The sequence below is a fragment of the Sporosarcina sp. OR05 genome, assembly GCF_041414805.1.
Lineage (GTDB): Bacteria > Bacillota > Bacilli > Bacillales_A > Planococcaceae > Sporosarcina > Sporosarcina saromensis.
Genome location: NZ_JANKJL010000001.1, coordinates 812,120 through 837,340, shown reverse-complemented (window position 1 = coordinate 837,340; position 25,221 = coordinate 812,120). Strand labels below are relative to the sequence as shown.

Sequence of the window (25,221 nt, the reverse complement as noted above, 5' to 3'; positions counted from 1 at the left end):
ATAAGCACTTTTCCAACCATCCTTACGAGATGGAAAAGAATTATTCGTGATGTGTATGGCTTTCTTCATCAGAATCCTTCTCTTCATGCCCATGTCCGTGATGACCTTCAGGAGCAGGAGAGAACTCCAAGTGCGTTCCACTGAACGTCATTCGACCAAGATGTCCAGGCTCTAATAATTCTTCAAATTTCTCTTCAGTGATCGGTTCAGCTGTTGTTTTCACTTCTTCGACCCATTCGTCAAATTCTTTCGGAGACATCGCTTCAACATCAAAAATATTTTCCGCAAACCCTTTTCCGCTGAAGTTTGAGTTTCTTCCCATGTATTCACCAGGCACTTCTGCTGCTAAATGTAATGTGGTTACCATGTCTGACATCGCATATTTTTGTCCACCTAATTGCGGAATCCAGAAGCTTGTAATCGGTCCAAATGAATAAAGTCTAAATTCTAACGGACGGTCAGTCGGGATGTATAAATAGTTTACTGTTTCAATATTTTCCTCTGGATAGCTAAAATGCCATTTCCAATCAGAAGAGGAAGCATATACAACTAGAGGTTCTTGGTCTTCGTAGCCTTTTGGTGTCGCTTCAACTTCATATGTCGATTTAACCGTAACGATTGAAAGGAAAATAATGATGATAATCGGAATACCGACTATCAACCCTTCTACAATCGGATTCCCTTCGATATGAGGCGGTTCATAATTGTCACTCTGTTTCGATGCACGGTATTTCACTAAGATGTACACCAACATTGCGAACACAACAATTACAACAATCGCCATTGTTGCGATCGATATCCAAATAACATTTGCAATTGTGTCGGCTTGCGGTCCCTTCGGATCTAAAACCATTACTGGCTCACAACCTGTTAAAACAGCTAGTAAACCAACTATCAAACCTAAAAAAGTCCATTTCAATTTCATTAGTGTACCCCTTTCTATTGTTTTATAAGTTTTACAAGAATAATGTCTTGTATTTTATATGGCAATTACCATAACACAGGTTACATATTATTATATTAAAATGCTAAAAACAATTATCTGGAGCGCTCGTCACAAAACCTTCACCATTATAAGCATAATTACGACACAAAACGTTCATATGACACATTTTACCTTTCTTTTATAATCAAACATATTGACTAATATACAATATTACGATTATCAAATTTCTTAAATAACAATTCATTTACCCTACTATTCAAGTCATTAACCAAGCAATAAACTATTGTGAAAATAGTATTGGAATCCGAAAAGTTGCTTTTTCTCGATTTCATAGCATTTATCCATAAGGAATCGTTTGTGCTTACGTATGTAGCACACACCCAGTTGAACCATTAAGGTTCTACTACTTACTGTGTTAAACTCTTACACCTGTCATCTTTTGCTATCGCTTACCTACGGGATAGTTTTTCGGTTCGAGGACATCCTAATGGCTGTAGGGAAGCAGAAATTCACCTAACAACATTAGAAGGAGTGAACATATCCATGCGCGAAGAGAAAAACCAAGAGCAGCAAAACCGTCAAAAGCAAAACAACCGCCAAACGAATCAAAATCGTCATAGAAATGATCGCACTGAATTCGGCGAAGAGTTCTTTGGCAGCATTGAAACGCAAAACGATTTCAATCCAACTCCCCAAAAGCAAACAAAACCGAAAAAATAACAAACGCCTCTATAAATCTAAAAAACCCGTATCGCCAATTTCTATGGCAATACGGGTTCAGATTGTAGACAAAAAGGTTGGAAATCCTAGATTCCAACCTTTTTTTGCTTAAACATGTACATTATAACTGATATAACGTTGATCTCCGTTCCGAGCAGACGCTTTCCGGGGGGGCTTGCCCTCAGCCAAGCGAACAGCGAAGGGTTCACTTTGCCGTATTTTTGCGTTCTTTGCGGAAATTAAGGCATTTTTAAAGTTTTCACTTCCCTAACGTGGAGAAGTAAGGAACCACTGTTTGAAAGCTTAAGCCTAGGAAACAGCGATATGCCACGTTAGTATCACTTACCTTGATTGCCTGGCGCAGGGATCGGATCCTTAACCATCACCTCATTCAGTTAATAGAAAACACCTTTGATTGGAGCGGAGAGCGGCGACTCCTGCGGGAACAGCGCGAGCTGAAGACCCAGGACTGAGCGCAGCGAGGGAAGCGGCTGAAGCCGTGCCCGCGGAAAGCGTCCGCTCGTAGCGCAAATCAAAATTGCAGCTATATCTCTATTTTAAAAGAAAAGTTATCGTGGTTTAATTGCGTTCAGATTATCCATATTCCCCTCGCATAGAGAGGCTTCATATGAAACACTACTCTGTTAAGGTTTTTCGCTTAAACCATTTTTAGCAGCGCTTCTTCACCAATCATCCCTTTATGAATACCAAGTTCCTCCGCTTCATGGGTAACGGATTCTAAAGGTGCTTTTAAGAGTTGTTCAATGGTTTTAACCCCAACAGCTCTACCTGAAACAATTTTCCGATCGGCTAATACATTATTTAACAGTCCGACATCTAATGCACCACACATAATATAGCCTACTTCATTCGAAACAGTTAGTAATGTAGTTTTTGGCAATGAAACAGTCACCGCTGTAAACGGATGTCCCTCAATAATAATCGGCGTTAACGTTACCATCCATCTCTCCCCTTTCCATTTATACATATGGGTAAGATTCTTGAAATGTGCATTGCAAGACGATTCTTTTCCCAACTACCCGTTTTACTTGTTCTTTTTGGTATACTACTACTAGACACATAATTGGTAGGAAGTGATGTATCGATGTCAGAAGATGAAAAGGTGACGGCACCTAACACATCGACGGAATCTGTTGAAGAAAGCGAACTGACAGAAGATGAATTCAATGAACTCGTCCTTGAAGCACAACGTGAAGCACTTGCTAAAAAAGAACCAACCCCTAAAAGACAAGTCCCGAAATGGTTCATTTGGTTATTATCCAGTGTATTGGTAATCAGTACATTTGCAGGTTTGTTTCAAGTTTTTTCAATTCCAGCAATCGAATTTTTGCGTACTTCCGCTTCCCTGTCTACTGATCCAGCAGTTTCCAAGATGAAGGAAGCCGTCGTTGTTGTGATCACTGAAGACGGGAAAGGAACGGGCTTCTCAATTGATGATGAAGGATTAATCCTAACGAACTCACACGTAATAGAAGGAAACCGATCCATTTATGTCAAGTTTCCTGAAGCCGGCCGTTTTGAAGCAACGGTCTTAGACGACATTCCTGATATTGATCTTGCAATCTTACAGATCGCTGGAGAAAACTTGCCAAGTTTACCGTTGGCCCAAGTAAGTAACCTATCCAAAAAAGAACACGTAACGTTTATAGGTAATCCGTTAAGCTTTAAAGGGATCGTCAATGAAGGATCCATTATCGAGCCCATTAAATTGGACGATTGGACTGAAGAAGTTTACATGATGGAAGCTCCCGTCTATCGAGGGAATAGTGGAAGTCCGGTGATCAATGAAGAAGGAGAAGTAATTGGCACCGTGTTTGCTACGTTAGATCATGAGGAACACGGAAAAGTCGGTTTGTTCATTCCGATTGACCTTTACTATCAATATACAAATGATTAAAACTCTGGCATAGGCAGTCACCTGTCACCAGAGTTTTACCATTTACGGTTGTATGATTTCATCCAACACGCGGCCATCTGTCTTCCCTAAATCTATCCCTAACAACTTTGCAAATGTTGGCCCCTCATCTACTAAGCTCATCGATTCAATTGTGCCATTGGGAATTATTCCTTTTCCCTTGGCTATAAAAACGGTGTTATAGTTCAATTTGTTTGGGGAATATCCATGGACGGCTTTGCAATATGTTCCTGCAACAACATCTTCTTGTGAAATTTCTACGATTGCTGGTCCATCTATCTCTTCCGTGAAATAAAACCCTTCACGTGCTTCCAGCATAAACGCAACTTCGTTATCAGCTCCTACTTCCAATGCCTTATCACTTGATAAGATGCGTTCAATTCCATTTTCTCGATTCATCTGTAGCGAGTGCAACAACGCACTGATTCGCTCTTTCGTTTGAAGATTCGAAGGGTCTTTTAAATAAATCGATGCCGCCCCATCATTACTTTTACAAAATGCCTGCCAAGAAGAAATCTTCCCTTTGTCATTCACTTGAATGAAACCACTTTCCTTCAAAAGCACATTCAATTTGATGACCCGTGACACATCAAGGGAACTATGATCGCCAAGTACAATGACTGTAGACCTCTCCATCATCCCGCCTTCTTCAAGTGCGTCTAAAATAGCACCAAGTCTTTTATCATGACGCTCAAGCGCTTCAGAAGATTGTTCAGCTGAAAAACCATAACGATGTCTCTGCGCATCAAGATCTACAAGGTGAACTAGCAATAAATCAGGTTTCTTCGTTTTAATCGTGTGAACAGTAGAAGCAGTTACAAAATCATCTAACCACGGTTGCTGAATTCCTTTTCGCAAATGTCCAAATCGAAAGTTCATGTCCAATGTATAGTAGAAACTACCGTTTACTAGCGAAACAGCCGTTTGTGAATGCCATTTCCTGTTCGCAAAAATTTCAGGAATATGGTAGTCAATATTCGCTCTCGCCGTCACAGGCCATAACAATGCACCTGTCTTCATCCCTCGTTTCTTCGCTTCATCGTACAAAGTTGTCCCTTTTATCTCTTTTCTTTTCCAATACCAATCAGGTGAAAGGCGACCAGGTTGAAGTTTTGTGTTATTAACAATGCCATGTTTAGCCGGATAATTTCCTGTAATAATGGACGTATGACATGGATACGTCGTGGATGGATAGATGGTTTTCACTTCGTCGCAAACAGCAGCACCGTTTAAAAAACGTTTGAAATTCGGCAGTTCTCGTAAGCGTGGAACATCTTTTGACGATAAACAATCAAATGACAACACAATTAAATGATCCGTCAGTCGTTGCATATTCCTTCTACCTCCCTCCGTACAATAAATCATGAACTTGGCTGAAACTTATCTAGTCCAACATGCTAGCGTTCTTTTTTCACAGACCACTTCTCATTTTCAATAAAAATCCGTTATCTTCTCTTCATGTTACACGTTTAATTTATCAACATTCAAGTATTAATCTGAACCTGGATGATCGATTTACTTAACCCTGCCGCTAACTATCGGCTCCAAAAATTTCTAATCGGCCAGGACAGATACTTTTTCGTTCCCAAAAAGTCGAATGGTTTTTTTGGAGCGAAATGTGGAACGCTACGTTAAAAGGAGGTGCATTCAAATTGAGTCAACGTATACTATGTGAAGTAAACAATTGTACGTATTGGGGCAGCGGAAACAAGTGTCATGCTGAAGTGATTTACGTTGTTAACCAAACAGGTACAGAGGCCAGTGATAGTGAAGACACAGATTGCAAAACCTTCAAACCTGAAGCCTAAGCCACGCAAAATCCACCACGATTGCTGAAAACGCACTCGAAATTTATACGGTGACTTCCTCATCACCGTATAAATTTGGGTGGTTTAAAGAGAACTCCTCCCCTAACACTCCAAAAGATACTGATCGCTCTCCCACTACTACATAAATTCTACGCATTGGGGATGGATTCTTTCAATTAAATGAAATTACTACTTGAAAATGGTATTCTCTATGATTTATCATAGTAAAATGTTAGAGAAAGCTCTAACAATTATAAAAAGGAGAGTGGTATGATGAGGAATTTTAGTAAAGATGATATCCGTAAATTTGTAAAGGATGAAAACGTTAATTTCATTCGACTTCAGTTTACCGATATTTTCGGGATGATAAAAAACGTGGAGATTCCAGTCAGCCAACTCGAAAAAGCGCTGGATAATAAAATGATGTTTGACGGTTCTTCAATTGATGGATTTGTGCGTATTGAAGAGTCCGATATGTATTTAATTCCAGACTTGAATACATGGATGGTGTTCCCATGGCCATCAGGAAAAGGAAAAGTTGCTCGGTTAATATGCGATGTCTCTCTCGCAGATGGCACACCATTCCCAGGGGATCCTAGAGGAAATCTAAAAAGAATTATTAATGAAATGAAAGAACTTGGCTTTACGGAATTCAACTTAGGGCCTGAACCGGAGTTCTTCTTATTTAAATTGGATGACAATCAACAACCTACTTTAGAATTAAATGATAATGGCGGCTATTTCGACTTAGCACCGTTGGATTTAGGTGAGAATTGCAGACGCGATATCGTATTGGAATTAGAAGAGCTTGGTTTTGAAGTGGAAGCTTCTCATCATGAGTGTGCACCAGGGCAACATGAAATCGATTTTAAATACGCGGATGTGTTAACAGCTTGTGATAACATTCAAACGTTTAAACTTGTTGTTAAAACAATTGCACGAAAACACGGATTGCACGCAACGTTCATGCCTAAACCAATTTTCGGCGTGAGTGGTTCAGGTATGCATTGTAATGTATCCCTATTTAAAGACAAGGAAAACCTATTTTTTGAGGAAAACGGGGAAAGAAAACTAAGTGAAACCGCTTATCAATTCTTAGCGGGTGTGTTGGAACACGTACAAGGATTCACAGCCATTACAAATCCGACAGTAAACTCTTACAAACGTCTCGTCCCAGGTTACGAAGCACCTTGTTACGTCGCTTGGTCTGCTCAAAACCGCAGCCCGCTCATCCGTATACCTGCTTCCCGCGGAATGAGTACACGAATTGAAGTCCGTTCCGTTGACTCATCTGCAAATCCATATCTTGCAATGGCGACTATTTTGGCAGCAGGCTTGGATGGGGTTAAACGTAAGCTCGAGCCACCTAAACCGATTGACCAAAATATTTATGAGATGAAACCCGCTGAGATCGCTGAAAACGGGATTGGTCTATTACCGACAGACTTGGATCATGCCTTAATCGCATTGTCTGAAAACAAAGTCGTACAAGAGGCGCTTGGCAACCATATCTATTCAAATTTCTATGAAGCAAAGAAAGTCGAGTGGGAAAGTTTCCGAACGACCGTCCACTCATGGGAATTGGAACGGTATATGAAGATTTATTGATAGAATTAATTTAACTCAAAAAAGAACACATATGCAAAAGGTACTTTGACAAACACACTGTCAAAGTACCTTTTTTAAAATGATTATGTATGAATGGTCCTTTCTACAAATCGCTCAAATTCTTCTTCCTCTTCTAGAAAAGGATAGTGGTTACTTCTTTCAAAAGACATGAACCGCGCATTTGGCAATAACTTAGCGATTTCCATGCCAAATTTGTGTGGACATTGTGCATCATGAAGACCCGAATAGATGAAGGCAGGAAGCTGAACAGATGGTAATTGTTCACGAAGGTCAAACGTTTTACAATCTACCGTCCTAAAGTAAGTGAGTCGATCTCCAACAGTTTTACCACTGTTCGGTTTTTTGTACGCTGCTTCCATTTTTTCTTCCGAATAAAAAGACATCAAATTCCATTCCCTGCTTATCGCTTGTCTTTCCTCAAGTGGCACATCAGGTGTATCTAGCTTATTCATGATTTCAATAATGCGCTGAAAGTGAGGATTTTCACGACAGTAAATACTTCCCGGGTCGGCACTATATGCAATACTTGCTGCAGCTCCACCTGCAATGATTTTTGTCAATGAATCAGGATAGTTAACAGCATATTTTAATGCCAACATTCCACCGGTTGAATGACCCGCAATTCCCCATTTGTTATGACCTAGCGCAATACGAATTGCTTCCAAGTCTAACACCGTCTCTTCCATACTATATTGCGCATCCGTTTCAGCAGCGACAGAGTGTCCTGCGCCTCTTAGGTTAATTAAATAGACATGATAATGTGCTGTAAATGGATTCGCGAATGCATTTCCTCGCTCATCATACTCGCTATATAAATGCGTGACCGCAAGCGGCTCCCCTTCCCCTTTTTCAAATACTTCAAAGGTTCCTCGTTCCGTGTCAATCAATCGTTGTTTCCACATTTCATTTCCCCCCACCCAAATTATACCTACACTTTTTATAGTAATCGAAGAACGTTCACAAAACTAGTAAGAATTAGTAAAGACTTTAGGAAGCAATTAGGTTTGGGATAAAACAGGTTAATGCCGAAGTGACGTACTACTTTAAATGATCCTGTTCATTCTGATGATGGCCTTGCTCAATTTCAGAAAACAACGTTGCTTGCTCATTTAGTTGGTCTTGGTGTTGCGCTACATATTCTTTTCCAATTCTATCGCGTAATAGAACGTCTAACATGGCACGCAACTGGTCAATATCTTCTTTCGTAGCGAATTTTTTATGTTCTTTGAGTGTATAGCCTAATTGCCCGCTTGGTTCGATTGTTGCCCATTGGACATCCTCAATTCTCTCAATTCCATTTTGACGCAATCTCATCTCAAGTTTATCAACCGTAAGTTTCATCTTTTTAAGGTTTTTTTCATGAAGGACTCCATTTTCAATCACAAGCTGAGAACGACCTGTGAAAAACGTTTCCGTAACATCCCATTTCATTTGCATGTATTCAATTACCTGTAACGTTGCTATCAAAATGCCCGCGATAACAAAAGTAACCCAAAGATTTTTTTCGCTCACAGGTTGAATTAATAACGTCCCAATCGAAATCATGATGACCGTTTGTGAAATGGTCATTTGTGAAATTGAGCGTCTCCCTGAAAAACGAATAAGCAGAATGCCAAAGACGATAATAAGTATCGACTTCCACACTACATTGAAATCCATTGTACCACCGCCAAATAGGTTTACTACTAGGTTGTGTAATGCGCAGATGATTATGTACAATTTGTCATTGTGAAGATTTCATGACGATTGCATGTAACAATCTCTTCTCGAATAATCGTCTGATTACCGTTTAGACGTCAAATCATTTATAATGAATGTACGGCATCAAAAATAATAAGATGCTCAAACAGATGGAGGGAAATGAATTGAAAAAACTAGTATCGGCGCTACTTGCTGTAACACTCATCATGTCACCGATCGGCAACATCATCTTTACAGACGACGTCTCAACCGTTGAAGCGAAAGGCTACAAGTCTGGTAAGAAAAACTTTAATACGACGAATAACTTTAACAAACCACAAGTGGACAAGAAAAAAGAAGATACGTCTTCACTGAATAAATCCACAAATAATACGAGCAATACGGCGAAAAAAGGCGGCTTCTTTTCAGGTGGCCTTATGAAAGGATTGTTTGTCGGTGGACTTGCAGGACTTTTGTTTGGTAGCTTGTTTGCCAATATGGGAATGTTAGGTTCCATTCTTGGATTGATGGTCAATGTATTGGCAATCGTTCTGATCATCGGCGTTGTACGCAAGATTTTTGTAATGATTAAAGAGAAGAAAAAACAAAAAGAGGATATGAATCCATGGCAAACCAGATGATTTCTGAACAAGATATCGTAAATGCAATTTGCATGGAGCAAGGCCACTCTCATAACGTACAACCCGAAACGGTTGAAGTCGAACTAATGTATGACGATGAAGACGGCTTTTCAGCAGAAGTGCATATTGCTGGCCAGGTCCACATTCTCAACTCTTTTCATATGATCCAAGCGATTCGTTTTTGGATTGAACACGTATTGAATGAAGACCCCTACGCAGCAGGCATCAACCTTCTATTAGATCGAGAAGAAGGAATTATTGCAGCTGTTCATTAAATGTGGCTGGGACAAAACTCTAAATAGACCGTTACTCTGCGCTCCAAAAGGCACGCTTTCCGCGGGGCGCGCTTGTGCCAATCGAACAACGAAGAGTTCGATTTGCCGTATTTCTGCGTAGTTTGCAGAAATTAAGGCATCCTTGCTCCCAACGCAAAAGCCGTTCTACGTGACGGCTTTGCCTGCGGGGTCTCAACATTCGCGCTACAATCCCGCAGGACATTGAATAGGCTTCCTCGAATAAGCATCGCACGAAGGAAATGCGTCAGCATTTTCGAGGAGTCGGCCTTTTTCCGCTTCGATTCACTCATGAATTCGAAAAGAAACATTGGAAAAATATAAAAAACTGCCCAACGGCGAATTAGCCATAATGCAGTTTTTTCATGTTATGTCCCAGCCTCTTTGCAATTTTCAAGCGTTTACTCGTTGAATTTTTGCTTATTCATGTATCACTTCTATCTCCTCATTCAAATCCTTCAAATACTCATGTACTTCTTCTGGCACTTTATCCAAGCCTAAAACCTTCAATTTCATTGTACCTGGAGATGTTTCAATGAAATACGTTTCATTTTCATATTCAAACACTGTGAATTGCCTAACTTTCTCTGGAGACAAATCTGTATTTTTCACCTCATTATACAACTCTTCCGATACATTTCCTTCGTATCCTTCTAGCACATGGCCGCTTACTTCGTTGAAATCCTCCGCAAATTTCACCATTTGATACATTTCAAGTGCGTTTTTTGGTTGAATCACGACTTTATAAATGAATGGTACTGCAACAATCATCATACACACCAGAAAAAGCAGAACTCTATTTCGCTTTTCTTTCAATTTCATAGCCACCTCACTCGATTTATTAGTTAACTCAAGTAAACTAAAATGATTTTTCCATTATAATTTCTTCATAGAATAAATTTTCAAGTATACGGTCACCTATTATCTTATATCCCTTTTTTTGATATATTTCAGTTAGATAAGGATGGTTTTTGGCAACTGTTAATCTTACTACATGCTCATTCATTTTAATAAGTTCACCTTCGGAATATTCCATAAGTTTCCTTCCAAAACCTTCTTCTTTATAATTTGTTTTTATAGCTAGTCTTCCAAGTACATAGCATTTCCAGTCTTCACTATATTTCAGTCTTACAGTACCAATTATCTTTTCTGTCTCTACTTCTTTCGCAATTAGTAAAATCGTGCTCTTTATCCATTCCTTTACTTCATTGACGCTCACTTTTGATGCACTTGCTGGAAACCCTAAATTTTCGTTTTCCGAATAAGCATCTCGGTAAATTTGTACTATTATTTCAGCCTCATCTACGTTTGCTCTCTCAATATTTATATACACTAAATACCCTCCAGTTAATGATTATAGAGATTAGCCTATTAATGTCGTTAACACTAACTTAATTTTTAAAATTTTCATCCTACCGCAATCTATTTAACTAAAAAGAATTGCTTATCTAAATTTATTCAGGTACGCTAATGATAACAGTAAACGTTTTCCAAATCTAGTAACTAAGTTAAGAGGGGGGCTTCTTTTGAGAATTATAGTGATCGTTTTCTTTACGCTTCTGCTTTGTGTAGGATGTAGTGTGGAATCTAAAGACTCATCGTCACAGAAGGATGATGTAGCCGTTAAACAATCGATTGGACATGCGAATGTCGAAGGAAATTTAGTGAAAGAACTTTCGTTTGAAGATGGGAAGAGCGGTGGAGGAGAAATTACGGATAACGTCAATATTTATCGTATTACATTAGAACAAGTTGAAAAAGCGGAACATATTCTTATTGATTTTACGCAAAGAAGTGAAGCGACAATCCAAGAACCACAACTCAATGCCCCTCATTTCACTGTAGACGTACAAGAAAACCCTTACACAATGTCCTTCACAATGAGTGGCGTACGAGCATTTGACGCTAGAGATTTTACAGCTTTAAAGGATAGTGAATTGATTGCAGATGCTTATTGGGTAGTCACACACGATGACTCTGCTTGGCGATTTGTGATTGTATTCAACTCCCCTGTGCAATATAAAGTCCGCGAATACGCAGATCCCGCACAAGTTGTTATCAGTGCTCAACCGTTAACTGAAGAAGAAAAAGATCATGCAATTCATACAATAAGAACGGAAGCTTTTTCATTCGGGGGTAAACTGGCCAATATGGAAGAGAATATCTTTGACAAAGCAGACATCCGCTACTTACGTGAAAGTGGCACTCCTTTTAACACAACGGAAAGTAGTTTTTATATGGAATTAGGCCAATACCAGTCAGTTAAAGTTGCAGAAGAAAAAATGGCTCAGCTCCAAAATCTATTGGGCTCTGACGTTAAACTGTTTATAGAGGAAAAATGAACAATCGGCTAGCAAGCTTTTTTAGCTTGTTAGCCGATTGTTTCTCGCCAATCACCAAATGAATACATCACTACCAATTGCATAAGCAAGGACAATAAGCCCGAGCAGAACAGGTTTTAACAACCACCTTTTGGTTGTGATGGTGGCATGTCTAGGCGTCTTTAGTAAAAGGATGATAAAGATCGTGCTAACCGTCATTAAAAGCAGAAGCTGAATGAGCATCCCGGATTGTTCGACGTTTATCATCGCACCTAACATTGCACCCATCATACCACCCATCATGCCAGCCATGAACCCTTCAAGAATTGCTAACAGTCCAAACCAAACACCACAAAGTGAACCTGCAAGCACGCCGATTCCAATCGCTATCATTGTAGAGTGAAACAAATTTCCGTGATAAGCAACACCGAACAACACGCCCACCGTCAAACTAACACTCATGCCAAAAAACATGGAAATGATCATCCCTTGCATCGGAAGTAAAACCTTTCTAAACCGAGCCGCTAACCAAATGATGAGTAAGGTGATAACTGCAAGAGAAACTAACACAAATAGTTGAGGGTTTCCTATCATGACCGCCACCTTTTAATTTTCTGTATACCTTATAAGGGTATGTGATAGGTGTGATTATCATGATTCATTACAATTGATTCAAACGTTTTTTTTAGATGTGTGCAAGAAATCGACCAAGTATTATAAAATGCCCAAGTTTTTTAGTGCATGTTCGATTCCGTCTTCGCTGGACTTTTTTGTTACATAATCAGCAGATGACTGGACTCGTTCATTCCCATTTCCCATAGCAACACCAAACCCCACAAATTCTAACATATCAATATCGTTTTCCCCATCACCAAAGGCAATTGCTTCGGTTTTGTCTAAGCCAAAGTAATCTAGCACTTTTCGAATCGCTATAGATTTTGATACGTCTTCCTGCAAAACATTCACCACATACGGATGCCATCGTAAAAATGTTAAATGAGGAAAATGTGTACGATAAGATTCGACCATTTCATCAGAAGCAAACAAACACATTAGATAAATTTCTTGATGGTAAATGAATTCATCAAAAGCAGGATAATCATGAAGGAATAGTGTTTCCTTTAATGCGTTTAAGATCTGCGGATTTCTCACTCCGTTCATGAAATAATCTTCCGTATAAAAGGACAAACCGTGCTCTCTATCTCTCGCAAAATCATAAACTTGTTGGACAATTTGCTGATCCATCGTCATTTTATGTATAACTTCGGTCGCATGTTTTGCATAACCACCATTAGCTGTAATAAACGTGTCGATCCCTAAGTCTTGAATGCTCTGACACATGGACAATGGTCGACCGGTTGCTGCGACTACCTTAATTCCCTGATCTTTTAATGCTCGTATAGCTTCTTTCGTAGACGTCGGAATCGTACCGTCATCGCAACTCGTAATCGTTCCATCAACATCAAAAAATGCAATTTTATAAGTCATGATCGGCTCCTTGTAATGTATGATGAATACTTCCTACAGTGAAATTCTATTTAGCGTAATTTGAAGATCCCCCAACATCAAGCATACTTTCAATCTATCGAAAAGAATTTCTCCATTCATACAAATAAAAACCCCAATTGGACTCTATTTCCAAGAAAACACGTTCCATTTTGGGGTTTATTGCGTAGACAACAATTGTGTATTAGTACACGAAAATATCAGAGATTTGGTAATAACCTTCTTTATCGATGACAATCGTATATTCCTTTTCCTGCTCGATAAAGCTCGTCGCATTTTGGGCATTTGTCATGTAAAACGTTTCATACGTAGAGACAACAACTTCATCCTCCATGTATTCGATATAGGTGACATCGAACGAATCCAATTCATAATGAAAGCCTTGCTCAGAGAAATTACGAATGTACGTTTTCAATTGGCTATAGATTTCAGATTTAGGTAAAATCATATCTTCAATCCAGAAGAAATCATTCTCATAGAGAGCCATTTCGTAATAGTCCCCGAACTCCATAATAAATTCTGCCAAATATTCATCCGTATAATCGTAATATTCTTCTTCAGTTGTGGAATTGTCTGTATCTGCATACAACTCAAAGTTCTCATAAACAGCAAATACGTCATGAATTTCGTCATCAGTCATCGGTCGACTAATCCAAGAATCGACCAAGTCTATCATGCTATACATCGGAATCGAAAATGCAAAACTGTTTTGATTCGTATACATGAGTGAATTAATGCCAATTACTTTACCAGTTGATGCATCGAGCAATGGACCGCCACTGCTGCCTTGATCAATTTGCGCATCGACTTGGTACAAATTCGTATACGAAAATCCAAACTCAATATCTCTTCCGATGCCAGTGAGGTACCCGATGGAGGCAGAATTTTCAAAGCCTTGAGGACTACCAAGTGCTATGACTTCCAATCCAATATCTGACTCATTCCTATCAATTGATAAGGGTTCAGCATTGTAATAATCAGTCGCTTGAACTAACGCTATATCCGAGTCGACAGATAAGCCAATTACTTTACCAGTTGAATCCTCACCAGCCGAATTCCGAATCACCACTTCCGGATTGCCTGCAACAACATGTGCATTCGTGATAATATATCCGCCCTTTTGGTAAAGGAAACCTGAACCAATACTCTCTTCCGTAAAGATTGTAAACACTTTTGGCATCGCTTCTTTAATAAGAACGGTTTTATCTGTTTTGTCTGTTTCAATTTGCTCAGAATGACCTGTTGTTGACTGCTCGATTTTTTCCACTGTTTCATTACCGATTTCCTGCGCACCGGTAAGAGGTTCAGTAGAACTGAACGTACGCTGAATTAATAAGTACGATCCAAAACAAATACTCAGAAATAAAACAACAGAAGCAGTTAGTCCTACCCATGCCCAAATCCGTTTCTTCGATTTCGGTTCTTCATTTAACGGAGTCCCACAGTTGCTACAGAAATGTCCCTCTTCCTTCTGATGACCACATTTGTTACAGAACATTTCTTCACCTCTCTTCATCCTTTGATTCCTATGCTCAAATGATTCTTGAACAGCAAACTATATCTAGTATACGAATAGAGATGCAACAAGTTTCAAGTATTTTGTTCGTAAAATGTTTTAGTTCATCGTAAGGTTCTAAATAAAATCCAAATAAGCTTCATCTACTCTTTAGGTTGAAACGTTTCACTTGCAAGACTTCAACCTCCTCTTCACACTTAGCCTTGTAAGCATCAAATAGCCCCCACCTTTATATTGATGGGAGCTTGTAATATGAATGGGATTACTTCGTTAAGATTTTGCTTACTATAGTTATTTGAAAATCATTAATAGCATATTTGTTTCGTTTAATAACTTCATTCGCACTTTGTTCTACTTCTAGCTTTGTATTTTCGGTGCTATCAACTGGTAAGTTTATAATCACCTCAACATGTCGAGGTGTAATGGCGTACTCTAAACTAAAAGTTAAATGATTTCTTTTTTTTAGTTCTTGCATTAAATTCCCCATTAAATCATTATAGCTCAATCGTACAGAAGAACGCTCATCATCCGAAGATGTTTCATAATAACTGGATATTTTCAAATGAAATTGATCTGGGTTAAATTCTTTTTCTCGCAAAACATTAGTAACATGATGTTCAATTTCAACTTTTGTTTTAGTTTCAATATCCTCTCTTGGCAATTTTATTAAAATATCTATGGTTTCATCAGGAAGAATTGCATAATCCAAAACGAACTTTACGTGATTTTTTCTCAACTCTTTTGTAATCTCTTGCATTAAATCTGAATATTTTTCAACATAACTAGTAAGATCAGTGGGTTGATCCGATAAGATATTCACTTCTTTGGCATACTTACTATTGACGAGAAGAATAGTAATAAGAGTAAAAAGTAAACATATCGTTATCAATCTGTATCTCACTTGTCTCATTCCCCCCTTATAATTAGATTTTGTAAAACATATGTATTAAGAATTGAATAGATACACAGATCTATGGAGGGGAGTTCTTCGAAGTAAAAGATAGCGGAATATAAACCCGTCCACGCACGAACGTAAATAACTAGTTTGACAAAAAAACAAAACGATCATCATGCTCCCAAACATGCTCATCATCCGCAACATAACCTCTTAACCACAACTCGCCATCTATCTTCCTAAGATAAAAACCTTTTGGAAAATCTTCGTCTTCATAAATACTTTCTGATGCAATTGTAATTGAACCATACGGAGCCCGCATAGTATGTGATGGCTTGCCAATGAATCCTTCCGGCTGATCCACATACATTATTCGAAGATGAGGACCCAGTTCGAGGGGACACAATTGTAAACCAAGCTTATGGGCTGCAGCGTAAATTTGTTGTAATGTAGCTCCGTTTGCAAAGCCAAGCTCGCTCACTGTTAGTTCAACAGCTCTCAGTTCATAGGAATGCTCTGAAGTTGTAAAACTTTTATCAGCAAGCAACCTCTCTCCTAGTTCATTTATACGAATAGAATGTTGTTGCAATTTCTCAAGAAGCTGCGTTTTGGAAAGACCCCCTACTTGAATAACTCGAACAATGGCATTGCAATTAGGATAGACATTGTCTCTCGTCTCACCCATTCGCTTCACTCCTTTCGATTGAAAATCATTCCTAACTTTTTTGTTTGATATGATACAAAACATGCCTTTTTAACGGACTCTCTATCGGAAGTTTAGGATGATCGAAGTATGTATTAAAATCCATTCCAATCTTTCTCATAACATTTTGGAAAGGTGTATTGATTTCAGCTGTAAAACTATAAACATCACGAAACCCTAACTCGGTAAATCCATAATGCAAACAAGCTTCCGCTCCTTCGGTTGCATACCCTTTTCCCCACGCTTCCTTTTTCAGTCTCCAACCGATTTCAATACAAGGTGTAAAATCCGTCTCAAATGTCGCCTCATGAAAACCAATGAAGCCGATAAACTCGTTCCTTTCCTTTTCTTCGACAGCATAAAAACCAAAACCAAAATCATGAAATTTGGCAACGATGGCTTCATAGAACTCATTGGATTCATCGGCTGATAATGTTTTAGGAAAATGCTTCATCACTTCGTTATCTGCATTCATTTCAGCAAAAGAAATAATATCTGTAACTTTCCAATCACGGAATCGCAATCTAGCTGTTTCAAAATAGATCATTCTTACACCTCCAACGAAGTTTGTCTGATATACTTCGTCTACATTTAATCCCTATTGTATTAGAACTTTACAGTTTCTAAAAAATACTCAATGGAACGTTTGTCATTATCAATTAGCTGTTCCGGTAACTGATTCAAAGGAAAATACTCCATCCCCTCTGATTCCTCATAATTAATTACCAAATCACCTCGAATGTCTTCTGTATAAAATATGGCAGTTGCGGAATACAATTCATCCCCATTCGCTACTTTTAAATAACAATCTGCTCCAGAGTTTACACTGAGTAACTTAAGATTCCCAACGACTAATCCGGTTTCCTCAAAAACTTCTCGCTTTGCCACTTCCTCAAAACTCTCCCCTAAATCCATCAAACCACCCGGCAATCCCCAATAGCCATCACGTCTTTTTTGCAATAAAACTTCTTTCTTCTCATTAATCATAATGACGACTGATCCAGGTAATATGATCGGTTGATGACCAACATATTGTCTCAAATATTTGTAGTATTCCAATGCTGTCCCTCCACAGACTAAAGTAATAAGGTAATGTTCTAGTAAATCATCGCAAGATAGTAGATTATAATTAACAGCATAGCAATTATTGATCTGATTATAATTATTTTTTTAGGAACGCCAGCTTTGCTTTCAATATAATTTAATTAAATCATAACGAGAGGAAAACCTATTAAAGCAAGTATAGATCCTAAACTTCTAGTTTCAAAAAATTGTTGAAGTAAACTTAAACCTACTATCATAAGTCCAAGCGTCCCGACGAACATATGTGCATACAAAACACCTTTGTCTTTATCTTTCAATCGCTTCACTCCTATTTTAGCTAAGGGTTTCTAAACTTTTCTAGTATGTATTGCGTCAAATAAATTAGGTTCCTACACTAATTTATTCAAGTAAAAATTCATAACCGACATATTCAAACACTTTTTCAAATCCTAAATTCTCTGCAACTGCAACGGAAGGCTTGTTCATTTCCATGCAATCCCAATAAGGAACTGCATTATTCTTCAAGCATTCATTTACAAAGTGATGAGCAACGAGTTGAGCTAACTTTTTTCCTTGATGAGGCTTTAGTGTCTCAATATTGATACAATGAACATTTCCAACAACAAAACCAGAAAAACAAATACTTACCACTTCATTTTGATGAATTATACAATACCCGATCCCAGTATCTAAAAAGTCCTCAATCGAAGTCCAGAACTCCAGTAATTTTCCTTTTAGAAAATCAATATTCTTGATCAAATCATCTTTAAAGAGACTCTTTTCTATTTTAATCACATCATAATCTACATTAATAACCGGTTCGGAATGCAAATAATAATCGGAACGTTTCAATGTGTAAACCCGTTGAACCCAGCTCCCTAATTGCCTGTGATCAAAAACATGTTTAATAACTTCATTCCATCTTTCATGATTACCAACACCTTCAAACCACTCAAGTTGGACTTTTCTTGCTTCTGGTACGATTACACTGTCTATAAAACCATTAATTTCACGATTAAATTTCTCGTTTTGTTCATCTCCAAAAAAGATAAACCCATCATTATTTCCTAACCAAATAAGCCCCGTTAGCGGATGCTTTTGATCGTCGACAAATATACGTCCCGGATTGATGGATTCAATTACTGCAATGGCTTCTATTTGAACATGCTCATTTACTAATTCTCTACACTTCCAAAATTCTTCTTTTTTCAATTCTACTATCATCTATCTACACCCACCTTAAATTGCAATGAAGACAACATATACAATAAATTATAAAAACACTCTACTTTCTAATGATAACGAAAGTGGCTTGAGCTACTTAGATTTACCCCTTATTTTTCTATCAATAATAAAATCGGTTAACCAAAACAAGCACATTAGAATATAAGCATAAAAGAAACCCTTATTTTGTAATACAGCAATAAGAAAAACACCAGTAATCATGATGAAAGTTATTGTTAGCCAATAAATTTTGAGATTAAATTTTCTCAAGCTACGTCTCCTTTTTAGTTAGTAGTTTTTTCAAAATTGTTAATGCTGCAAGGTCTGTATAAATCGCAAGAAAATTTAATGATGAACTATAAAATGAAGTTTCAACCTAACAGTACTAATCATTACTAGATACTAAATAAGAAAAGAACCAAGCAACCCAGATACCATAAAATTTCTTAATTACCTTTCAACGTTTCAATCTTACACTGTAATAACGCATTGCCCTAAGGCTCCCCTCTACTTCAAAGACTCCCGCTTCAATCAGTTTTTTCAGGCGATATTCTAAAATGAGTCACCTACATATCCTAATACCCCGCCGATTAGTCTAGCTGATTTCACAATGTCATTCGGCATCTTTTTCTATAGTAACTAATTGTTGTTTCGCTTGTTGACTTCAATTGTAATAAACGCCGGCAAATAGCTTGGCGTACAGCCTTTTGCTACTTTTTCATCTTTGTAAAGCCCCGTTTTCTCACCAATTTTCATACACCGTGTACGATACATTTCATCATAAACACCTATCCAGCCTGCAGTGAAATTCATAGCCCATTGAACTTCGGGATCTTCCTGCTCAATCGTAGCTTCTATTGCAGATAACAAGTCTGCCGTGTTATTAGGTGGTGTTTGCCCAGTCCATCTTAATCTCGCTTGATAATACCAATAAGTTCGCCTTTGAAGAGCAGAAGGACTATTTTGCCATGACTGCATCAATGCGATGTTCTTCTTGTCTTTAGTGAGCTGATTCGCCATTAACCAATCCATTAAGTTATTCCGCTCGTCAAATGTGTGTATGTGCATATCCTGGACAAGCCTATTTAGCACATCTTGCGAAAGAAGTTTCTTATCCATAATTAAGATTGCTAATAGCCTAGGCAAAAACATTTCAGTTGACCACAGTTCCATAGCTAGTTCGTGATCTTTTTTAATGTCCTTCGCAATTTTCCGCAAGTCACCTAGCTTCGTGTTTGCATTAATCTGACCGATAATGATTTCTGCTTTTGAAGAGTATTGGTTTTTTGTTGATGCTCTTTGTCCATCCATTTTAAACAGCTCCTATAATTGAGGTTTGCCGCGACTTACATGACTATCTTTTTCCTTCTAACAGTGTCTTTTCATTAATTTTTTTTCCTCTGCCAGTCCTACATCCTATCTTCCTCATAGAAATTTGTCATATTTTATCTCCTTCATAAGATTATACCAAAATCCCACATAAATTATCAGACTCTTTTTAGATGTTTTATTCCTATACGATAAATTCAATTAAACTTCACGTAAAACGACTTCACCACGTAAAAAAAGATCGAAGGGAAATAGGCTATTTACCCAATTCCTTTTCGATCTTTGTAACACTGATTTATTCGTGAAGACTTTTTATGATAAGAAGTGTACAATATTAAATTTATACCCTAACAAATTTCTTTTACTCCACCGTTACACTCTTCGCCAAATTCCTCGGCTTATCAACATCACAACCACGATGTAACGCTGCATAGTAGCTGATGAGTTGCAGTGGGAGCACTGATACTAAAGGTGTCAGCAATTCGTGTACCTTAGGGAGGACAAAACGATCGTCTTCTTCCTCCATTCCTTCCATTGAAAGGATGCAAGGGTTTGCCCCTCTTGCGACGACTTCTTTGACGTTACCACGAATGTTGAGGCTCACTTGATTTTGGGTGACGAGCGTAATGACAGGCGTACCTTCTTCAATTAACGCGATTGTTCCATGTTTCAATTCGCCGCCTGCAAAGCCTTCAGCTTGGATATAAGAAATCTCTTTTAACTTCAACGCACCTTCTAGACTAACGTAATAATCCATGTTACGTCCGATGAAGAAGGCATTACGTGAAGTTGCTAAAAAGTCTCTCGCAATTGTTTCCATTTCTTCTTTTGAATCGACAAGCGTTTGAATAGCGTTTGCTGCGATTGAAAGTTCTTGTTTCAAATCAAATGCTACTGATCTACCAAATGCTTTTGCAACAACGTCTGCTGTAATTGCAAGCACCGCAACTTGTGCTGTGTACGCTTTTGTGGAAGCGACGGCGATTTCAGGACCTGCATGCAGCAAGAGTGTATGGTCTGCTTCACGTGATAATGTGGAGCCAGGGACGTTTGTCATTGTAATGGTCGGATAGCCGAGTGCTTTTATTTTCACGAGCACTTGTCTGCTATCAGCCGTTTCCCCTGATTGGGTAATGAACATGAACAGTGGCTTTTTCGATAACAACGGCATGTTATAACCGAATTCACTTGAAATATGGACTTCAGTCGGTATGCCTGCCACTTTCTCCATGTATTGCTGACCGATTAACCCTGCATGCAAACTCGTACCGGCTGCGATGATATACAGACGATCTGCTTGCTTAAACGCATTGACAATCGCTTCATCAATCGACAATTCACCTTCAGCATTTGTATAGGCCGATATGATATTTCGAATGACACCTGGTTGTTCGTCGATTTCTTTTAACATGTAATGTGGATACGTCCCTTTTTCGATGTCGCTCATATCGAGCATCGCTGTATAAGGCGCACGCTCAATCGTTGTACCGTCTACTGTTTTGATTTCGATTGCTTCTTTTGTAACGATGACGACTTCTTCATCATGCAGCTCAATGAACTGGTCAGTCACTTGCAACATCGCCATTGCATCTGACGCAACGACATTGCAATCTTCACCAACGCCAACTAACAACGGGCTTTTGTTTTTGGCAACGAAAATCGTTTCACGTTCGTTTTCGTCGAGCATTGCAATTGCATAAGATCCATGAAGAAGTGTTAACGTATGACGGAATGCTTCTTCTGTCATCATGCCGTCCAACACAAATTTCTCGATTAGTTGAACAATCACTTCAGTATCTGTGTCAGATTTCATTTGTACATGAGATAAATACTTTCTCTGCAATTGGACATAGTTTTCAATTACGCCATTATGAACAAGTGTAAATCGGCCTGAAGCACTCTGATGCGGATGTGAATTTTTCTTATCCGGTACCCCGTGTGTCGCCCACCGTGTATGACCGATTCCCATTTTTGTTTCGATAGATGAATCAACTGCATTCCGCAAATCCGCAATGCGTCCTTTTTCTTTCACGACGTGAACACCTGTTTCAGTTTGAAGTGCTAAACCAGCTGAGTCATAGCCCCGATATTCTAGTTTTTCAAGCCCTTTTAACAAGATTTCCATCGCGTTTGACGTTCCAATATACCCAACAATTCCACACATAGTGATTCCTCCGATTGAAGCAATGACAAAGCACACCTCGTAAAATTCAGAAGTGTCATTTGTCTGCTTATATGATTTTGCCTTTTTGCTTCTTTGTCCGTCTGATCACTCAAACGTTTTTAAAGCAAAAATTACAATCGGGCAATGTCGATCGGGAGGCATCCGCCGAACAGTTCGATACTCCTCCACCTCGTCTGCTGAAGATGTGTGTCGTCCGATTTCTCCAGCACTGGCGCTATAATTGTTTTCCGTTTACCTATTAACCGGCCCCCTTTTAGTATATGGGTCGGACACTCAATCCGACCCGTTTATCATACAAAACTTCTATTTTTCTTGTCAATCTATTGTATTGTACTACTTAATTTATCGAATCTTTTCTGTATTGTCTCTTTCCAATCTTCGGCGAGTTCAGGAAGGCTTAACAATTTTCGCATGCCGTCGAGATCTTTCGGTCTATGAAAATAGACTTCATTGCCAAATAGGATGGACACGCCTTCTGGATGTCTCTCAATCAATTCAATCTTCGAATCTCTTCTCACGATACCTTCCTCTAAGACACGGCACAGATATCCTGTGTAGCCAGTTTCAACGATCCTCTTTAACAACCCAGGAAGATTTGTCCGTTTCGTAATCGTGCTGCATGGAACTCTACCTTGCGCAATCTGAATGACCGCTTCCCCAATTTGATAGATATCTCCAATATGTACATCCTTCTCTAACATGTTGCCAACTGTAATATTTTCCCCAAAAGTTGCCTCAGGAAGTTTTGTTTGAAATTCTTGTTCCCACAAGACATAATGCTCATAAGGATACATGCAAACTGCACGATCTGGCCCGCCATGGTGTTTAAGGTCTGCTACCCCATCCCCACGGAACCCGTTTTTTGTTAGATACGCTTCAACTACTTGCTCTTTGCAAATCGCTGAAATTGTTTCTTTGTTTTCACCGTGTTTCATCGTTTTTGGTAATCCAATTGCAAACTTTATAATGTTGGCCAAACTTTGCCCATCCCTTCTATTATTTTCTTGCAATTAGTATAACATGGCTTCCAAAGAACAATATACTTTTCCTTGTTCACAAGCAATAGTCGTGTTCTTTCTACAACGAAGAGATGAGACGACCATTTCCTCATCGGATACAACTTTTTTGGGGAATACGATAAAAAACTTGTTACAAACTTGGCTCATTGAAAATGTAGTCAAATTACGTTATATCTAAATTTGTATGGAGAATAACACGTAAAACTTGTAACGCTTGTCTGCCAGCTATATCTTCATCTGACAGCAGCGTCTCTTCTGTTGAGTGATTTGTTTGATTCACGTACGTTTGTCCAACTGCACCGTGTTCAACCAATCTAGCAGCAATCCTAAGTAGCTCCTGTAAATCGGATGCTTGCTTCAATAGACTCTCTCCTCATATATACCTAAGGAAACTTTTGTCTTTCCAAAAAAAGTACATTTTTGAACCCTGGGAAACCTTAAAATTATCAGAAGTTGATAAGTCAAGTTTGGCGGAAAGCTTTCAAATGATTTATTACAAGCGAACTGGAACAATCAATTATGAGATTGATCTTATGAACTACGAAAAAACAAAGCCATTGTAAAAGTATCGGGTTGCTGGGATTAAGAAATACTCGTTAACGAGCCAGTTAGTGGAGTAGGACTTACGAATTTATTAGCAGGTAATTAAGAGACAGAGGTGGTTAGTATGAGAGATAGAGGTTCTGTCGTTCTTATAGAAAATAAAAAAGTAGCATTAATAAAGAGAATAAAGGGCGATTTACTTTACTATGTCTTTCCAGGTGGAGGTATAGAACAAGGTGAAACTCCTGAGCAGGCAACTATTAGAGAAGCATATGAAGAATTAGGAGTTGAAATAGACGTTCATGATTGTATTGCTGAAATTGAGTTTAAGGGTAAGCAATTTTTCTTTTTGGGTAATATTGTAGGTGGCGACTTTGGTACTGGTCAAGGCGAAGAATTTTCCGATGAAAATAGTGAGACCTACATTCCTATGTGGGTCGATATAAGTGATTTGTCCACCATAGATATTAAACCAAAGGAAGTTGCCGAAAAAATACAATCTTTATTCAATTAACGGTCACGATAGTTGAAGATCGAGAGCTGTCATTTTAACTTTGACCAAAAGTGAAACTTGCTGCAGAAGAAAAAACGTGGCAATTGTCAACGATAAATGTCTGACTGACCAACGAGAAGGAAATTAAGGAGCTGACAATTTCACTGCACCCGAACCCTCTTGGCTCGTCAAAAGACAACACTCCTTCCATTCCCGTAGTAGGTGTACATAAACGTCATCATAAAACCCAAATAAAAAACGCCTCACAATATCGTGAGACGCTGATCCTTAAAAATGACTATTCTTCATGTTTGATCGTTCAGCTGTTTTGTAGGCATCATAGATTCCCCATACCCAAACAATCGGATAGGTAATAAAACCAATTAGTAAAAACATCAATAATGCATTCACCATCTGCACACCAATCAAGATAAGCCCTTTTAATATTTGTCCATTGTAGATTTGTCCTACACCTGTCCAAAAAAAGCTTAACACCGCAGCAATTCCAGGATTTTTCATGTCACTTCTCCTTTTCTCTTTCATACGTATTGTTAGTGTATCAAACTCAACGACCATGTACTAGCGTGTTTCGACAATTCATCAATTTATTTGCACCAACGGGTTTCAAGCAACCAATCGAGGGAATGATTGGGTAGATGAATATTTTTCCTTTGCAAGTAGTAATTGTACAAGAACTTTATTGCCACTCGTACGTCTATATATACGGAATAATTATCTTGCCGAATTGCTAGTTAGGTGATATGATAACGCGGGCTTAAGTATACTATAA

General features: G+C 38.5%; 29 protein-coding genes and 1 pseudogene. 8 read left to right on the top strand and 22 right to left on the bottom strand.

Annotated elements, in window-relative coordinates:
* Positions 1–40: 40 nt before the first annotated feature.
* Positions 41–925, bottom strand: coding sequence for a cytochrome aa3 quinol oxidase subunit II (gene qoxA, locus NRI27_RS04025; protein WP_371389629.1), 885 nt, complete (start codon positions 923–925; stop codon positions 41–43).
* A gap of 564 nt (positions 926–1,489) precedes the next feature.
* Here qoxA and NRI27_RS04020 point away from each other — a divergent pair.
* Complete coding sequence (locus NRI27_RS04020) at positions 1,490–1,666, top strand: hypothetical protein (protein WP_371389628.1); 177 nt, start codon at positions 1,490–1,492, stop codon at positions 1,664–1,666.
* 658 nt (positions 1,667–2,324) lie between these two features.
* Here NRI27_RS04020 and NRI27_RS04010 read toward each other — a convergent pair.
* Positions 2,325–2,627 (bottom strand): YunC family protein, encoded by a 303-nt coding sequence (locus NRI27_RS04010; protein WP_317946731.1) that lies wholly within the window; start codon positions 2,625–2,627, stop codon positions 2,325–2,327.
* A 144-nt stretch (positions 2,628–2,771) separates the two neighbouring features.
* On the opposite strand from NRI27_RS04010, the gene NRI27_RS04005 reads away from it, so the two are divergent.
* Entirely contained in the window at positions 2,772–3,584 is an 813-nt protein-coding gene (locus tag NRI27_RS04005; RefSeq protein WP_371389627.1) for a S1C family serine protease, read from the top strand.
* A gap of 42 nt (positions 3,585–3,626) precedes the next feature.
* Here the strand turns inward: NRI27_RS04005 and NRI27_RS04000 are convergent, their stop codons facing one another.
* On the bottom strand, positions 3,627–4,934 hold the full coding sequence (locus NRI27_RS04000) for an alkaline phosphatase family protein (protein WP_371389626.1): 1,308 nt from the start codon (positions 4,932–4,934) through the stop codon (positions 3,627–3,629).
* 320 nt (positions 4,935–5,254) lie between these two features.
* Here NRI27_RS04000 and NRI27_RS03995 point away from each other — a divergent pair, with 320 nt between their 5' ends.
* Both NRI27_RS03995 and glnA read left to right on the top strand, forming a co-directional pair.
* Positions 5,255–5,410 carry a DUF1540 domain-containing protein gene (locus NRI27_RS03995; RefSeq protein ID WP_317946703.1) on the top strand — a complete coding sequence of 52 codons (156 nt, stop codon included), beginning with the start codon at positions 5,255–5,257 and terminating at the stop codon, positions 5,408–5,410.
* 273 nt (positions 5,411–5,683) lie between these two features.
* A complete protein-coding gene (gene glnA, locus NRI27_RS03990; protein ID WP_371389625.1) occupies positions 5,684–7,018 on the top strand; it encodes a type I glutamate--ammonia ligase in 1,335 nt (444 codons plus the stop codon).
* Between the two features lie 83 nt (positions 7,019–7,101).
* Here the strand turns inward: glnA and NRI27_RS03985 are convergent, their stop codons facing one another.
* Both NRI27_RS03985 and NRI27_RS03980 read right to left on the bottom strand, forming a co-directional pair.
* The gene (locus NRI27_RS03985) at positions 7,102–7,941 is read right to left on the bottom strand and encodes an alpha/beta fold hydrolase (protein ID WP_371389624.1); all 840 of its coding nucleotides are present in this window, start codon (positions 7,939–7,941) and stop codon (positions 7,102–7,104) included.
* Positions 7,942–8,077: 136 nt separating this feature from the next.
* Positions 8,078–8,698, bottom strand: coding sequence for a DUF421 domain-containing protein (locus NRI27_RS03980; protein WP_371389623.1), 621 nt, complete (start codon positions 8,696–8,698; stop codon positions 8,078–8,080).
* A 206-nt stretch (positions 8,699–8,904) separates the two neighbouring features.
* Here NRI27_RS03980 and NRI27_RS03975 point away from each other — a divergent pair, with 206 nt between their 5' ends.
* On the top strand, positions 8,905–9,360 hold the full coding sequence (locus tag NRI27_RS03975) for a hypothetical protein (RefSeq protein WP_371389622.1): 456 nt from the start codon (positions 8,905–8,907) through the stop codon (positions 9,358–9,360).
* Positions 9,345–9,635, top strand: a complete 291-nt coding sequence (locus NRI27_RS03970; protein ID WP_371389621.1) for a DUF2653 family protein — start codon at positions 9,345–9,347, stop codon at positions 9,633–9,635. The genes NRI27_RS03975 and NRI27_RS03970 overlap by 16 nt, the downstream gene beginning before the upstream one ends.
* A 438-nt stretch (positions 9,636–10,073) precedes the next feature.
* Here the strand turns inward: NRI27_RS03970 and NRI27_RS03965 are convergent, their stop codons facing one another.
* Both NRI27_RS03965 and NRI27_RS03960 read right to left on the bottom strand, forming a co-directional pair.
* Positions 10,074–10,469, bottom strand: coding sequence for a hypothetical protein (locus tag NRI27_RS03965; protein WP_371389620.1), 396 nt, complete (start codon positions 10,467–10,469; stop codon positions 10,074–10,076).
* A gap of 43 nt (positions 10,470–10,512) precedes the next feature.
* Positions 10,513–10,986 (bottom strand): GNAT family N-acetyltransferase, encoded by a 474-nt coding sequence (locus tag NRI27_RS03960; RefSeq protein ID WP_371389619.1) that lies wholly within the window; start codon positions 10,984–10,986, stop codon positions 10,513–10,515.
* 193 nt (positions 10,987–11,179) lie between these two features.
* Between NRI27_RS03960 and NRI27_RS03955 the strand changes: the two genes are divergently transcribed.
* Positions 11,180–11,995: a hypothetical protein gene (locus tag NRI27_RS03955; protein WP_371389618.1), complete on the top strand. Its 816-nt coding sequence runs from the start codon at positions 11,180–11,182 to the stop codon at positions 11,993–11,995.
* 51 nt (positions 11,996–12,046) lie between these two features.
* Here the strand turns inward: NRI27_RS03955 and NRI27_RS03950 are convergent, their stop codons facing one another.
* The 14 genes and pseudogenes from NRI27_RS03950 to NRI27_RS03885 form a co-directional block, all read right to left on the bottom strand.
* Positions 12,047–12,568, bottom strand: a complete 522-nt coding sequence (locus NRI27_RS03950; protein WP_371389617.1) for a hypothetical protein — start codon at positions 12,566–12,568, stop codon at positions 12,047–12,049.
* A 120-nt stretch (positions 12,569–12,688) separates the two neighbouring features.
* Positions 12,689–13,462: a Cof-type HAD-IIB family hydrolase gene (locus NRI27_RS03945; RefSeq protein ID WP_371389616.1), complete on the bottom strand. Its 774-nt coding sequence runs from the start codon at positions 13,460–13,462 to the stop codon at positions 12,689–12,691.
* Between the two features lie 202 nt (positions 13,463–13,664).
* A complete protein-coding gene (locus tag NRI27_RS03940; RefSeq protein WP_371389615.1) occupies positions 13,665–14,996 on the bottom strand; it encodes a S1C family serine protease in 1,332 nt (443 codons plus the stop codon).
* Between the two features lie 262 nt (positions 14,997–15,258).
* Positions 15,259–15,906 (bottom strand): hypothetical protein, encoded by a 648-nt coding sequence (locus NRI27_RS03935; RefSeq protein WP_371389614.1) that lies wholly within the window; start codon positions 15,904–15,906, stop codon positions 15,259–15,261.
* Positions 15,907–16,036: 130 nt separating this feature from the next.
* A complete protein-coding gene (locus NRI27_RS03930) occupies positions 16,037–16,576 on the bottom strand; it encodes a helicase (RefSeq protein ID WP_371389613.1) in 540 nt (179 codons plus the stop codon).
* 31 nt (positions 16,577–16,607) lie between these two features.
* On the bottom strand, positions 16,608–17,141 hold the full coding sequence (locus tag NRI27_RS03925) for a GNAT family N-acetyltransferase (RefSeq protein WP_371389612.1): 534 nt from the start codon (positions 17,139–17,141) through the stop codon (positions 16,608–16,610).
* A gap of 59 nt (positions 17,142–17,200) precedes the next feature.
* A complete protein-coding gene (locus NRI27_RS03920; protein ID WP_371389611.1) occupies positions 17,201–17,653 on the bottom strand; it encodes an NUDIX hydrolase in 453 nt (150 codons plus the stop codon).
* 146 nt (positions 17,654–17,799) lie between these two features.
* Entirely contained in the window at positions 17,800–17,955 is a 156-nt protein-coding gene (locus tag NRI27_RS03915) for a hypothetical protein (RefSeq protein ID WP_371389610.1), read from the bottom strand.
* 82 nt (positions 17,956–18,037) lie between these two features.
* Positions 18,038–18,862, bottom strand: a complete 825-nt coding sequence (locus NRI27_RS03910; protein WP_371389609.1) for a GNAT family N-acetyltransferase — start codon at positions 18,860–18,862, stop codon at positions 18,038–18,040.
* Between the two features lie 457 nt (positions 18,863–19,319).
* Positions 19,320–19,468 (bottom strand): annotated as a pseudogene (locus NRI27_RS03905) (DUF3658 domain-containing protein); the annotation flags it as partial.
* Between the two features lie 33 nt (positions 19,469–19,501).
* Positions 19,502–20,173 carry a DNA alkylation repair protein gene (locus NRI27_RS03900; protein ID WP_371389608.1) on the bottom strand — a complete coding sequence of 224 codons (672 nt, stop codon included), beginning with the start codon at positions 20,171–20,173 and terminating at the stop codon, positions 19,502–19,504.
* Positions 20,174–20,552: 379 nt separating this feature from the next.
* Entirely contained in the window at positions 20,553–22,355 is a 1,803-nt protein-coding gene (glmS, locus tag NRI27_RS03895; RefSeq protein WP_371389607.1) for a glutamine--fructose-6-phosphate transaminase (isomerizing), read from the bottom strand.
* Between the two features lie 341 nt (positions 22,356–22,696).
* The gene (locus tag NRI27_RS03890; RefSeq protein WP_371389677.1) at positions 22,697–23,311 is read right to left on the bottom strand and encodes an MOSC domain-containing protein; all 615 of its coding nucleotides are present in this window, start codon (positions 23,309–23,311) and stop codon (positions 22,697–22,699) included.
* Between the two features lie 247 nt (positions 23,312–23,558).
* Entirely contained in the window at positions 23,559–23,756 is a 198-nt protein-coding gene (locus NRI27_RS03885; protein WP_371389606.1) for a hypothetical protein, read from the bottom strand.
* A 306-nt stretch (positions 23,757–24,062) separates the two neighbouring features.
* On the opposite strand from NRI27_RS03885, the gene NRI27_RS03880 reads away from it, so the two are divergent.
* Entirely contained in the window at positions 24,063–24,452 is a 390-nt protein-coding gene (locus NRI27_RS03880) for an NUDIX hydrolase (RefSeq protein WP_371389605.1), read from the top strand.
* A 267-nt stretch (positions 24,453–24,719) separates the two neighbouring features.
* On the opposite strand, the gene NRI27_RS03875 is transcribed toward NRI27_RS03880, so the two are convergent.
* Complete coding sequence (locus tag NRI27_RS03875) at positions 24,720–24,950, bottom strand: hypothetical protein (protein ID WP_371389604.1); 231 nt, start codon at positions 24,948–24,950, stop codon at positions 24,720–24,722.
* Between the last annotated feature and the right edge of the window lie 271 nt (positions 24,951–25,221).